The organism is Paenibacillus sp. JNUCC 35 (assembly GCF_058269095.1).
Genome location: NZ_CM177771.1, coordinates 2,184,027 through 2,195,751 on the forward strand (window position 1 = coordinate 2,184,027; position 11,725 = coordinate 2,195,751).

The 11,725-nt window shown below is 54.2% G+C and carries 14 protein-coding genes; 13 read left to right on the plus strand and 1 reads right to left on the minus strand.

Features of this window, described 5'->3' with window-relative positions; translation table 11 throughout:
* Window positions 1–19: 19 nt before the first annotated feature.
* From rpsP to AC2TF6_RS10100, 11 genes are all read left to right on the plus strand, one after another.
* On the plus strand, window positions 20–292 hold the full coding sequence (gene rpsP / locus AC2TF6_RS10050) for a 30S ribosomal protein S16 (protein ID WP_009673359.1): 273 nt from the start codon (window positions 20–22) through the stop codon (window positions 290–292).
* 27 nt (window positions 293–319) lie between these two features.
* Window positions 320–550: a KH domain-containing protein gene (locus AC2TF6_RS10055; protein WP_009673354.1), complete on the plus strand. Its 231-nt coding sequence runs from the start codon at window positions 320–322 to the stop codon at window positions 548–550.
* A 182-nt stretch (window positions 551–732) separates the two neighbouring features.
* Complete coding sequence (gene rimM, locus AC2TF6_RS10060; RefSeq protein ID WP_491310887.1) at window positions 733–1,254, plus strand: ribosome maturation factor RimM; 522 nt, start codon at window positions 733–735, stop codon at window positions 1,252–1,254.
* On the plus strand, window positions 1,251–2,039 hold the full coding sequence (gene trmD, locus AC2TF6_RS10065; RefSeq protein ID WP_491310888.1) for a tRNA (guanosine(37)-N1)-methyltransferase TrmD: 789 nt from the start codon (window positions 1,251–1,253) through the stop codon (window positions 2,037–2,039). The genes rimM and trmD overlap by 4 nt, the downstream gene beginning before the upstream one ends.
* Before the next feature lie 215 nt (window positions 2,040–2,254).
* Entirely contained in the window at window positions 2,255–2,596 is a 342-nt protein-coding gene (gene rplS, locus AC2TF6_RS10070; protein ID WP_042232818.1) for a 50S ribosomal protein L19, read from the plus strand.
* A gap of 82 nt (window positions 2,597–2,678) precedes the next feature.
* A complete protein-coding gene (gene lepB, locus AC2TF6_RS10075; RefSeq protein WP_491310889.1) occupies window positions 2,679–3,314 on the plus strand; it encodes a signal peptidase I in 636 nt (211 codons plus the stop codon).
* Between the two features lie 36 nt (window positions 3,315–3,350).
* Entirely contained in the window at window positions 3,351–4,223 is an 873-nt protein-coding gene (gene ylqF / locus AC2TF6_RS10080; RefSeq protein ID WP_491310890.1) for a ribosome biogenesis GTPase YlqF, read from the plus strand.
* A 160-nt stretch (window positions 4,224–4,383) separates the two neighbouring features.
* Window positions 4,384–4,992 (plus strand): ribonuclease HII, encoded by a 609-nt coding sequence (rnhB, locus tag AC2TF6_RS10085; protein WP_491310891.1) that lies wholly within the window; start codon window positions 4,384–4,386, stop codon window positions 4,990–4,992.
* A gap of 55 nt (window positions 4,993–5,047) precedes the next feature.
* Window positions 5,048–7,144, plus strand: coding sequence for a TP0910 N-terminal domain-containing protein (locus AC2TF6_RS10090; protein ID WP_491310892.1), 2,097 nt, complete (start codon window positions 5,048–5,050; stop codon window positions 7,142–7,144).
* Complete coding sequence (locus tag AC2TF6_RS10095) at window positions 7,141–7,515, plus strand: EscU/YscU/HrcU family type III secretion system export apparatus switch protein (RefSeq protein ID WP_491310893.1); 375 nt, start codon at window positions 7,141–7,143, stop codon at window positions 7,513–7,515. Before AC2TF6_RS10090 ends, AC2TF6_RS10095 begins: the two co-directional genes overlap by 4 nt.
* Before the next feature lies 1 nt (window position 7,516).
* Entirely contained in the window at window positions 7,517–7,891 is a 375-nt protein-coding gene (locus AC2TF6_RS10100; protein WP_491310894.1) for a YraN family protein, read from the plus strand.
* A gap of 325 nt (window positions 7,892–8,216) precedes the next feature.
* Here AC2TF6_RS10100 and AC2TF6_RS10105 read toward each other — a convergent pair whose 3' ends face one another.
* The gene (locus AC2TF6_RS10105) at window positions 8,217–9,812 is read right to left on the minus strand and encodes a YifB family Mg chelatase-like AAA ATPase (RefSeq protein WP_491310895.1); all 1,596 of its coding nucleotides are present in this window, start codon (window positions 9,810–9,812) and stop codon (window positions 8,217–8,219) included.
* A 165-nt stretch (window positions 9,813–9,977) separates the two neighbouring features.
* Here AC2TF6_RS10105 and AC2TF6_RS10110 point away from each other — a divergent pair, with 165 nt between their 5' ends.
* Window positions 9,978–10,238 carry a hypothetical protein gene (locus tag AC2TF6_RS10110; RefSeq protein ID WP_491310896.1) on the plus strand — a complete coding sequence of 87 codons (261 nt, stop codon included), beginning with the start codon at window positions 9,978–9,980 and terminating at the stop codon, window positions 10,236–10,238.
* 311 nt (window positions 10,239–10,549) lie between these two features.
* Complete coding sequence (gene sucC, locus AC2TF6_RS10115) at window positions 10,550–11,710, plus strand: ADP-forming succinate--CoA ligase subunit beta (RefSeq protein ID WP_042232873.1); 1,161 nt, start codon at window positions 10,550–10,552, stop codon at window positions 11,708–11,710.
* Window positions 11,711–11,725 lie beyond the last annotated feature (15 nt).

An 11,725-nucleotide genomic window follows, 5' to 3' on the forward strand; every position in this document is an offset into this window, starting at 1 on the left:
TATGTGGGAGGTGATATTCATGGCAGTTCGTATTCGTTTGAAGCGTATGGGTGCTCACAAAGCTCCTTTTTATCGTGTAGTTGTTTCCGATTCCCGCTCTCCGCGTGACGGACGTTTTATCGAGGAGATCGGTTACTATAACCCGGTAGCTCAACCTGCAGTCGTTAAAATCGACGAGGAGAAAGCACTGAAATGGCTCCAAAACGGCGCGCAAGCGTCCGATACGGTTCGTTCCCTGTTCAGCAAAGCAGGTCTTATGACCAAGTTCCACGAGTCTAAGCTGAAGAAGTAATCCTACCCAGGCATTTCGGAGGTCTTTATGAAAGAGGTCATTACCGTTATCGCGAAGGCACTCGTGGATCATCCGGAAGACGTGCGTGTGAATGCGGTGGAAGGCGAGAACAGTGTCGTTTATGAACTGTCCGTACACCCGGGTGATGTCGGTAAAGTTATCGGCAAACAGGGGCGTATCGCCAAAGCTCTTCGCACAGTCGTCACGTCAGCTGCAGTTAAGGAAAACAAACGGGTTACCGTTGAAATTATGTCATAGAGGAAAAGGTTAGGATCATTCCTAGCCTTTTTCTTGCATCTGAACACGAGAAACCGTTTCCTGCCGGAAGGGTGTCCGAGGAAACAAGACCGGACAGGCGGACGGAACCCGGTGTTGAGCATTTTCGGCGTCCGGGATCGGAACAAGTATGGAAACGGGACAGAGGTGGAAAAATAAAGGATATGAGCGATAAATTATATACGGTCGGGACCATCGTCAACACGCACGGTCTGCGAGGAGAACTGAAAGTTGTGCCGCATACGGATTTTGCCGAGCAGCGATTTGCAGATGGCAGCAAGCTGGTCATCGAGGATGGCAAAGGTAAACTTACACCGGTGACCATTAAAAGCACACGGCTGCACAAAAATATGTACATCGCTCAGTTCAAGGAGTTTTCTCACATCAACGAGGTTGAAATTTTCAAGAGCTCCCTGCTGCGGGTGGAAGAAAAATACCTGGAAAGTCTGAATGAGGACGAGTACTATTATCACGAGATTTTAGGCTGCCGGGTCCTGACTGAAGAAGGTGAAGAACTCGGCACGATTCAGGAAATTCTGACGCCGGGCGCGAACCATGTCTGGGTAGTAGGCAGACCGAATAAAAAACAGCTGCTTCTCCCTGTGATCGACGATGTAGTGCTGGATGTGAACGTGGAAGAGAAGATCGTAACGGTTCATCTTCTGGAGGGGTTGCTCGATTTATGAACATAGACGTACTGACTCTGTTTCCTGCCATGTTTGAAGGCGTATTTACGTCGAGCATTTTAGGCAAAGCCCGAGAAAAAGGCATCGTGAATCTGTCCACCGTAAATTTCAGGGATTTTGCAGGCAACAAGCATAATACGGTGGATGACTATCCTTATGGCGGCGGCGGGGGAATGGTGCTTAAACCGGACCCGATCTTTGCGGCGGTAGAGTCCCTGCTTGATGTGCCTTCGAGCGGTTCAGAAACGGCCGGAGAGCCGGTTTCGACGGGGGCCAAGCCGCGTGTCATTCTGATGTGTCCCCAAGGCGAGACGTTTACCCAGCGGAAGGCCGAAGAGTTATCCCGGGAAGAACATCTTATTTTTATTTGCGGGCACTATGAGGGCTATGACGAACGGATACGGGAGCATCTCGTGACGGACGAGCTGTCTATCGGCGACTATGTGCTCACGGGCGGAGAGCTTCCGGCCATGGTGGTGATCGACAGTGTCGTGCGTCTGCTTCCCGGCGTACTGGGCAACGAGCAGTCGGCGGTGACGGATTCCTTCAGCACAGGCCTCCTGGAGTATCCGCACTACACGCGTCCCGTTGAGTTCAGGGGATGGACCGTCCCGGATGTGCTGATTTCGGGCCACCACGCGAACATTACCGAATGGCGCCGGCTGCAGTCGCTTTACCGCACGTTCAAACGCAGGCCCGAACTGCTTGAGAATGCGGAGCTGACGGACAAAGAGAAACGCTGGCTGCGTGAGAAAATGGCCGAGGAAGAGGAGCAACAGGGCTGAAAATCACTCGAAATCCGGGATTTTTTGCAGCTGTTTCGAATCTTTTCTACCAAAACAGAAAATACGAACGATTTTGGTTGTTTTTCTGTTGAACGTATGATAGAATATCCAATGTTGTGTTGTTCGAATCGGGTGGTCCTCTACGCATACAAACATGGTTTTGACAGTTAAGAGATGGCGGAATGAACACCTATTGTGGAAGGAGGGAATCTTAAATGAATCTCATTCAGGAAATTACGAAAGAACAATTGCGTTCTGATATCCCGAGCTTTCGTCCCGGCGATACTTTGAAAGTATTTGTAAAAGTAATCGAGGGAACCCGCGAACGCGTTCAGCTGTTCGAAGGTGTCGTGATCAAGCGTCGCGGCGGCGGAATCAGCGAAACGTTTACAGTTCGTAAAATTTCTTACGGCGTTGGCGTGGAAAGAACACTTCCGCTTCATTCTCCGAAGATTGAAAAGATTGAAGTAGCTCGTCGTGGTAAAGTTCGTCGTGCGAAACTTTACTACCTGCGCGGTCTTCGCGGTAAAGCGGCTAGAATTAAAGAAATTCGATAATAAAGACCGAGGGGGCTTGTTTTCAAGTCCCCTTTTAGTTTCTTAAAAGCTCATGTTCATTTGATCAGGAAATGGGGTTTGGATGATGGAGAGAAGAGAGCAGGAAGTTTCGGCCGAAACCGAAAATGGGGCAGCTCCGGCGAAAAATCCCGTAAAAAAGGAAGCATGGGAATGGATCAAAGCCCTGCTTATCGCTGCCGTTCTTGTATTTTTGATTCGTTGGCTGCTGTTTGCCCCCTTCATCGTCGAAGGTCCCTCCATGGAACCGAACTTTCATACGGGTGAACGGTTAATCGTAAATAAGATCAAGTATAAATTCAGTGAACCGAAACGGGGCGAAGTCATCGTACTTCATGCGCCGGAAGGCATCGATTATATCAAGCGGGTCGTGGCTCTGCCAGGAGAAACGATCAAGGTGGACGGCGACAAGGTATACGTCAATGATAAGGTCATTGAAGAGCTTTACATAAAAGAAGCCATAGATAATGCGGTAAAAGAAGGGCATGCTTATAACAGGCGCAATTTCCCCGAAGCGGGCAGCGAGGGCACGACGGAGATTAAAGTGCCGGATAAGTCCGTATTCGTTATGGGGGATAACCGCTCCAACAGTAAGGACAGCCGTTTCGCAGAAGTCGGCTTTGTTTCATACGATAAAATAGTCGGCCGTGCGGATCTGGTGTTCTGGCCCCTAAATAAAGCAGGTTTCGTGCACTTCTGATGAAGAAGTGCTCGTTTTGTATGCAGAGGTGATAGGATGACGATTCAATGGTTTCCCGGCCATATGACCCGGGCAAGAAGACAAATCGAAGATAAATTGAAGCTCATCGACGTGGCCATTGAGCTGCTCGACGCGCGGATTCCGATGTCCAGCCGCAATCCCATGGTCGATGATATCCTGAAGGGAAAGCCGCGCCTCGTTCTTTTGAATAAGGCGGATTTGGCGGACCCCGCGATTACGGCGGAATGGGTGAAGTATTTTACGGACCAAGGCTTGAAAGCTTTGCCGATGGATGCTTCTTCCGGTACCGGAGTGAAAGAGATTTTGCCGAGATGCAAAGAACTCATGAGCGCCAAAATCGAAACCCAGCTTCGTAAAGGCATCAACCCTCGGGCCATACGGGGACTCATTGTGGGAATTCCGAACGTGGGGAAATCCACTCTGATTAACCAGCTGGCAGGACGGAAAATTGCGAATACCGGTGATAAGCCGGGCGTCACGAAAGGCCAGCAATGGATTAAATTCGGAACGGATATGGACCTTCTCGATACACCGGGAATTTTGTGGCCGAAATTCGATGACCAGAACGTGGGTATGAAGCTGGCGGCAACGGGTGCGATTAAGGAAGAAATTCTGCATCTTGACGATATCGCCTTTCATACGATCCGTTACATGACCGAGTACTACGGTGAACGTCTTAAGGAGCGCTACGGAATCGAGGAGCTTCCCACGGACAGCGAGAATCCTAACGAAGTCATCGAGGTGATGGAGGCCATCGGCCGAAAGCGCGGAGCTATAATCAGCGGCGGACGCGTCGATCTCGACAAGACCTCCCTGTTGTTTTTGCGCGAACTTCGTTCCGGCAAGTTAGGGCGGGTTTCGCTGGAAGTGCCGGAAGAGTATCGATAAGGTGCCGGCTGTCTTTTACAGCCATGTGATAGGACAAAGCAGCTAAACGTGCACAGTCTTCTTCGAAAACGGAGAGGATTGGTCGCACGTTTTTTGTTGTTTATATGGGACAATGTGTCGTTTCTTCCGGTATAATGGAGAATGGGAGGAGATTGCAGCCATGCTTCAGGAAGAAACAGGATTATGGGAGAAAGGCTACTCCCGCATAGCGGGTGTGGATGAAGTCGGACGCGGCTGTTTATTCGGAGATGTCGTTGCGGCCGCCGTTATTTTGCCCCAGGGCTTAATATTGGAAGGCGTGGACGATTCCAAAAAGCTTTCCGAGAAAAAACGCGAAGAATTGTATGATGTGATCATGAAAGAAGCGATTGCCGTGGGCATCGGTACGATAGATGTAAAAACGATTGACGAAATCAACATTAAACAGGCTTCCAGGCTGGCCATGAAACTAGCGGTGGAGCAGCTTGACCCTGCACCCGATTTTCTACTCGTCGACGCGGAAAAAGTGGATCTGAATACCCGGCAGATGGCGATCATTCACGGGGATGCGACGAGCCAGTCGATTGCGGCTGCCTCGATTATCGCCAAGGTTACCCGGGACCGGATGTGCCGGGAATGGGATAAGCTTCATCCGGAATACGGCATTGCCAAGCATAAGGGATACGCGACCCGGCAGCATAGGGAAATGCTGATCGAATACGGGCCGACGCCTCTGCACCGGAAGCTTTTTATCCGTAATGTCATGGTTATGCAGCAGGAGTTATTTTAATCGAGGTTCCGGCCGATATATACATAAAGAACGCGAAAACGAAAGGCGGGTCGGCGTGAACATAAGCGGATTGATTCGTGGTTTGGCCGGCGGCATGCAGGCGGCGGAGCCCAAAACATTGGAGTTGAAGCCCGGACAGGTTGTCAAGGGTGTGGTTTTGCAGGTTTACGATAATCAGGAAGCCCAAATGTCCATCGACGGCGTACAAGTGAGGGCCAAGCTGGAGACTCCCCTGGCGCCCGGGCAGACCGCATGGCTGCAGGTGCAGCCGGAAAGCACGGGTGGACAGGTCGTTCTTAAACCGGCAGCGGGACCGGCTGTGCCGGCGACACAAGAAGAGATCGGACAAATGCTGAAGCAGACGGGGTTAAAAGATACGGCGGTGAACCGCGAGCTTGTCCAGATGATGAAGCAGCAGGGTATCCCGCTGACGAAGGAAGCGGCAGCGCCGCTCCAAGAGATCATGAGCAGGATTCCGGCTTCCGTGAAGCCTGAGCAGTGGGTGCAGGCGGTGGGCGTGGCTGTAAGTAAGGGCCTTCCCTTGACAGCGGACACGGTAGGAGCCATTCACCAAGCTTTATTCGGCAAGCCGTTCGGAGAAACGCTGCAAAATCTGGCTCAGACATTAAGCGGGCTGCTGCAAAACGGCGGTCTGGCCGAAGGAACAAACGGCAGCGGAGAAAAATTGCTCCGGCAGCTAGCCGATGTTTTGCGGACGATGCAGGATACAACAGCGGAGGTGGGGGGGAAACCGGCCTCGAACGGAACAGCGTCCCCTTTGGAAAACGGAACCGGCAAGCCGGGACTTGCGGCGGGAACGCCTACGGCAAATTCCGGAGGCGGTACGGGAACCGCCGGACAGGCGGATACACGCCAGCCGGGAGGTATTCGTCTCGATGGAAGCGGCGGTACTGCGCAGGCCGCCGGTCAAGGCCGCCAGGTGCTGCCGGGGACATCGGGCTTGCCCCAGACTGCTGCCGGAGTACCCGCTGATGGCGGCGTCAGGCTGACGCCGTCATCAGCGGGTATGCAGGCTGGCGCTGCCGCAGAGCTGCCGCAAGGAGCGGGGCGGCCTGCTGCGGGTGCATCCGCGCCAGGTACGCAGGCGCAGGCTGCCGGCGGCACGTCCGCCGGGCAGACAGCGGCGCAAGCGGGCGGCGGCGCTCCAGCCGCAGCTCCGGGCACGCCTGCCGGCGGTCCGGCAGGGCTGACGCCTGCCCCGGGACGCCCCGCCGCAGGCGGGGAGCCGCCTGCACAGGCGTCGCCCGGCACGGCTGTCGCCGGCGTCGCGCGGCCTGACGGCGCGGCAGCCCAGCCGCAGCCCGGGCTGCCGGCAAGCGCGCCGCGTGCGGCGGCCGATGCCCACGCGGCGCAGGCAGCCGCCAGCCCGGACGGCGCCGCCGAGGCGGACGCCGCGGGCGATCAGCGCCCGGCGGCCGGCAGCGGCTGGGTGCGCGAGCTGCTGCGGGCAGTGGGCGTCGACCACGAAAGCCGCCTCCTGAGGCAGCCGGGCAATCCCGCGCATGCAGGCGGGGCACACTTGGCCGCGGCCGGCGAAGGGCAGGCTGCGGCGCTCAAGGCGGACAGCGCCGAGACGCTCAAGAGCCTGCTGCTCCAGCTGGCGGCGGCCGACGATCTCCCGGCTCCGATCCGGGAGTCGGCACAGCAGGCTCTGCAGCAGATTACCGGGCAGCAGCTGCTGCTTTCGCCGGACCGCAGCGGAGTGTTTACGCATGTGACGCTGTTTGTCCCGCTTCTCGGCGCGGACGGGCAGCCCACGGCAGCCGTTCACATCCAATCCCGCAAGGGCAAACGCGGAGAACTGGATGCGGAGAACTGCCGTCTTTTGTTCGACCTGCAAATGAAATCGATGGGCCACACACTGGTGGACGTCGGTGTAATGAATAGAATGGTCAGTCTGCAAGTGTTTAATGACGAGCCGATAATCGGCGAGCTGCTGAACGGCTCCAAAGAAGAGATTGCAGCCGCTTTGGATAAACTGGGTTATCAGTTTCTTTCTATGAAAACAGCGGAATATCCGAAGGCGTCGGGAAGTTTCACGGGCGGGGATTCCGGCTCTTCCCTAAGTGCGGTTATGATGGATACCATCGTGCCGGGAGAAGCCTACCGGGGAGTGGATCTGCGCATATGAATTTTTCTGCCAAGCAAGGCCAGACTCCGTCAAACTCAGGTCCCTCCAAGGAAACGGCTGACGGAGAAGGTGCGGGAACCCATGCGATCCGCAAAGCGGTTGCCCTGAAATATGCGCCCGGAGAGCAGAAAGCGCCTACGGTCATTGCGAAAGGGAAAGGCAAAGTCGCCGAGGCGATTGTCGAGAAGGCAAGGGAGAGCGGAGTTCCCGTACAGGAAGACGCTTCACTTGTGGAAGTACTCTCGAAGCTGGAGCTCGATCAAGAAATACCGGGGGAGCTCTATCAGCTTGTCGCCGAGGTACTCAGTTACATTTACCGGTCGGACAACCGGATGAAGGAAATGAGAGACAGTCAGCGGAAGGGGCTGTAACATGGCGTTTGTGCCTTTATCCCGAAAAGATCTGGGGCGGTACGGCGAGCAGAGGGCGGAAGAGTATTTAGCCGCTCAAGGTTACGGTATTGCAGCCCGCAATTGGCGCTGCCGCTCGGGTGAGATCGATCTTATAGCCGAAGCGGGCGATCAGCTTGTTTTTGTCGAAGTGCGTACGCGCAGGCTTACGGGACGGTTCGGTACGGCGAAAGAATCCGTGGACGCCCGCAAACAGCTGAAAGTGCGTCAGATCGCACAAATGTACCTGTATGCCGCCAAACAGAGCGAACGCAAGGTGAGATTTGATGTGATCACGGTCGAACTGACACCTGAAGGAGAGTTTAACCGCCTGGAGCACCTTACGGGAGCGTTTTGAATGAACGGTTTGAAGTTCATAAGTTCTGTTCGAAACTGCAGGCCGGACATACAGGATGATCGTGAAAAAAGGCGCCCGTCGCTTGAACGGGCGCCTTTTCTTTTTTTCGTACCGTGTGAAATCACCGAGGGCTATTTGAAACACCGCATGACGGTGATCAATCACAAGTTGTTTTGCATGCGGGTAAGGGAATGCAGCGAATTTTTGTCACGTATTGGGGCTTCGCTTTTGCGGTATTTTTGCGCGGTTTTGAAATGACGGCTGTATCGCGTTAGAGTTTCTAAAAAAGCCCCTCCCGTTCCGGGACGATCTCCCGCTTGCACCGCTAGAGGGAATAAGATTTGTCCAGATTTCTATATTGGATCGCTTCGGCAATGTGTCCGTAAGTAATCCCGTCGCTTGTTTCCAGATCCGCGATCGTTCGCGCGATTTTCAAAATCCGGTCATGTGCCCGGGCGCTTAAGCGGAGCCGGTCGAATGTCTGCCGGAGAAGGTCTTCGGCTTCGGGCGGCAGTGCGCAGTATTTACGAAGCCATTTGCCGCCGAGCTCCGCGTTAAAACGCATAAAACTGCCTTCATAACGAAGCTGCTGCCTTCGGTGAGCGGCAAACACCTGCTGGCGCATGTCTTCAGAGGAAAGCGAAGGGTGCTTGTCAGTCATGGCGGTATAATCCAGCCGGGGAACTTCTACATGCAAATCAATCCGATCAAGGAGAGGTCCTGAAATGCGCGCTCTGTACTGTCTGATTTTAAGCGGAGAACAGATGCAGCTTTGTTCGGCGGTCTCGGTTCCGTAAAATCCGCACTGGCAGGGGTTCATGGATGCGGCAAGCAGGAAGCCGGACGGAAAGGTGAAGGAGGCGCGTGCCCGCCCTATGGTTACCTTACGGTCTTCCAACGGCTGGCGCAGCACTTCCAGCACGCTCCGCGAAAACTCGGGAAGCTCATCCAGAAAAAGGACGCCTTGGTGAGCCAGGCTTACCTCGCCGGGCCTCGGTACGGAGCCGCCGCCAATGAGACCGGCCGCCGAAACGGTGTGATGAGGCGAGCGGTAGGGCCTTTGCCGCACAAACCGGCTGATCGTGCCCAATTTTCCCGATACGCTGTAAATTTTCGTCACCTCAAGCGCTTCTTCGTCGGACAGAGGCGGGAGGATACCCGAAATCCGGCGGGCCAGCATCGTTTTGCCCGTGCCGGGAGGACCGATAAATAAAATATTGTGCATACCGGCCGCAGCAATCATGATGGCTCTCTTGGCGTGATGCTGCCCGATTACATCGGCATAATCATCGGAGGCCGCCACGGGGGCGTGCATCTCGGCAGAGACACCGGGACGGGCGGGAAGAACTTCACAGGGGAAGGATACTGAAGCGGATTCGGTATCCGAAAGGGATGCGCCGTCTGCTGTCACGCCGCGCTTGCAGGGGTCCCCCAGCTCGCTCAGACTGCTTATCCCCTGGACTTCAGTCCCTGAAATCAGGCGGGCTTCGTCCACATTGGCCAAGGGCAGCAGAACGCGCCGGATTCCTCTCCGGCGGGCGGCATCGACCATGGACAGCACTCCCGGTACGGGGCGGAGGCCGCCGTCAAGCGCCAGTTCTCCGACAAGCAGACAACCGCCTATGCCGGGCAGCTGAATCTGGCCGCTGGTCAGCAGAATGCCGGCCGCAATGGCCAGGTCGAAGGAGGCGCCTTCTTTTCTCAGGTCGGCCGGGGCCAGATTGACCGTAATACGTTCAAGAGGAAACTGAAACCCGCAGTTTTTGATGGCGGAGCGTACACGGTCGATCGATTCTCTGACGGCGGTGTCGGGAAGTCCGACCACGTTGATTTGCGGGAGCCCGTTTGCGATATCGATTTCCACCTCGATGCAGATTCCGTCGATTCCGTGCAGGCATGCCCCGGTTACTTTACCATACATGTAAAAACACCTTCTCCCTTCACAGTGGACAGGTCAAAGGTGCTTCCTTATGATCCGTTTCGTTGTTATTTCATGGTTATTTGGTTAGTATACCAAAAATACCCAGACATGAAAATGTTCTTTTAGCTGCGGATAATTGGTCATACTAACTCCGAGGTGATTGATATGCAGGATAAACCGTATTTCTGCCCGAACTGCCGCTCCAACCGGGTCAAGTTCAGTCTGATGACCAGCTATTCGCAGCCTTTTGTGAAGGATGCTCTCACGGGAGTCGTCACGGAATCCAGCGAAGCGAACGCGATTGCCCAGAGCGAGCCGACGATACAGTGCCAGGTATGCAGCTTTGTCGGTAACGAGATGCGATTTGTCAAGCAGGCGGAGCGCGAGCCCCGCACTGTGACCCAGGTCAACCCGACTTACGTATAGGCAGTCGTGCATTCAAGCGCTTCCGGAACCGGACGGGGATGGAAGTGCTTTTTTCATGAAGAGGGTGGAAGAAGAGTTAACGATTTCCTGAGCAATTAGAAAAAACGATTTCTTTTTTAAAAAGAGAGGAAACTGTCGACAAAAAGTGATACAATTATCGATGGCAAATGTTTGTCCGGACCCAAAAAGAGCCGGGCAGGATTTCCCCTGTCAAACGGCGAATACCCTACGTTGATTATGCGGATAGATTCGAAGCTTGAATGAGGTTTCGTGCATACAGGGAGAAACAATACGTTTAGGAGGATTTGCAAATGAATATCCATGAGTATCAAGGCAAAGAAGTCCTGAAGCAGTACGGCGTTGTCGTACCCCAGGGCAAAGTGGCGTTTTCCGTGGATGAAGCGGTCGAAGCAGCTAAAGAGCTGGGCACTCAGGTCGTAGTTGTCAAAGCGCAAATTCACGCAGGCGGCCGCGGTAAAGCGGGCGGCGTGAAAGTAGCTAAAAATCTGGACGAAGTCCGGACTTATGCGGAGCAAATCCTGGGCAAGGTGCTGGTCACTCACCAAACCGGTCCTGAAGGCAAGGAAGTTAAACGCCTGCTCATCGAGCAAGGCTGCGATATCAAGAAAGAGTACTACATAGGCGTAGTTGTCGACCGTGGAACGGGCCGTGTTACGATGATGGCTTCCGAAGAAGGCGGTATGGACATCGAGGAAGTGGCGGCTAACACTCCGGAGAAGATTTTCAAAGAAATCGTTGATCCGGCAATCGGCCTGCAAGCTTTCCAAGCTCGCAAACTGGCTTATGCCATCAAAATTCCTCAAGAACTTGTGAATAAAGCGGTTAAGTTCATGCTTGCCCTTTACACCGCGTTCGTTGAAAAAGATTGCTCCATTGCCGAAATCAATCCGCTCGTCGTAACCGGCGACGGCAACGTAATGGCGCTTGACGCGAAACTTAACTTCGATTCCAACGCACTGTTCCGTCATAAAGACATTCTGGAGCTGCGCGACCTCGAAGAAGAAGACGAGAAGGAAATCGAAGCTTCCAAATATGACCTCAGCTACATCGCCCTTGACGGCAATATCGGCTGTATGGTTAACGGCGCAGGACTTGCCATGGCTACGATGGATATCATCAAGCACTACGGCGGAGACCCGGCTAACTTCCTTGACGTAGGGGGCGGTGCTACGAAAGAGAAAGTTACCGAAGCGTTCAAAATCATTCTTTCCGACTCGAAAGTAAAAGGCATTTTCGTCAATATTTTCGGTGGAATCATGAGATGTGACATTATTGCCGAAGGCGTTGTCGCTGCAGCCAAGGAATTGGGTCTGGATCGTCCGCTTGTCGTTCGTCTGGAAGGCACCAACGTGGATCTCGGCAAGAAAATCCTGAATGAATCCGGACTGAACATCGTTTCCGCGGATTCGATGGCTGACGGCGCACAGAAAATCGTTGCGCTCGTTAAGTAATTCCGGTCATTGAGT

What these genes read in the sequence shown, in the direction of transcription:
- rpsP (WP_009673359.1), top strand. Translation starts at nt 20, where the DNA reads ATGGCAGTTCGTATTCGTTTGAAGCGTATGGGTGCTCACAAAGCTCCT.
- AC2TF6_RS10055 (WP_009673354.1), top strand. Translation starts at nt 320, where the DNA reads ATGAAAGAGGTCATTACCGTTATCGCGAAGGCACTCGTGGATCATCCG.
- rimM (WP_491310887.1), top strand. Translation starts at nt 733, where the DNA reads ATGAGCGATAAATTATATACGGTCGGGACCATCGTCAACACGCACGGT.
- trmD (WP_491310888.1), top strand. Translation starts at nt 1,251, where the DNA reads ATGAACATAGACGTACTGACTCTGTTTCCTGCCATGTTTGAAGGCGTA.
- rplS (WP_042232818.1), top strand. Translation starts at nt 2,255, where the DNA reads ATGAATCTCATTCAGGAAATTACGAAAGAACAATTGCGTTCTGATATC.
- lepB (WP_491310889.1), top strand. Translation starts at nt 2,679, where the DNA reads ATGATGGAGAGAAGAGAGCAGGAAGTTTCGGCCGAAACCGAAAATGGG.
- ylqF (WP_491310890.1), top strand. Translation starts at nt 3,351, where the DNA reads ATGACGATTCAATGGTTTCCCGGCCATATGACCCGGGCAAGAAGACAA.
- rnhB (WP_491310891.1), top strand. Translation starts at nt 4,384, where the DNA reads ATGCTTCAGGAAGAAACAGGATTATGGGAGAAAGGCTACTCCCGCATA.
- AC2TF6_RS10095 (WP_491310893.1), top strand. Translation starts at nt 7,141, where the DNA reads ATGAATTTTTCTGCCAAGCAAGGCCAGACTCCGTCAAACTCAGGTCCC.
- AC2TF6_RS10100 (WP_491310894.1), top strand. Translation starts at nt 7,517, where the DNA reads ATGGCGTTTGTGCCTTTATCCCGAAAAGATCTGGGGCGGTACGGCGAG.
- AC2TF6_RS10105 (WP_491310895.1), bottom strand. Translation starts at nt 9,812, where the DNA reads ATGTATGGTAAAGTAACCGGGGCATGCCTGCACGGAATCGACGGAATC.
- AC2TF6_RS10110 (WP_491310896.1), top strand. Translation starts at nt 9,978, where the DNA reads ATGCAGGATAAACCGTATTTCTGCCCGAACTGCCGCTCCAACCGGGTC.
- sucC (WP_042232873.1), top strand. Translation starts at nt 10,550, where the DNA reads ATGAATATCCATGAGTATCAAGGCAAAGAAGTCCTGAAGCAGTACGGC.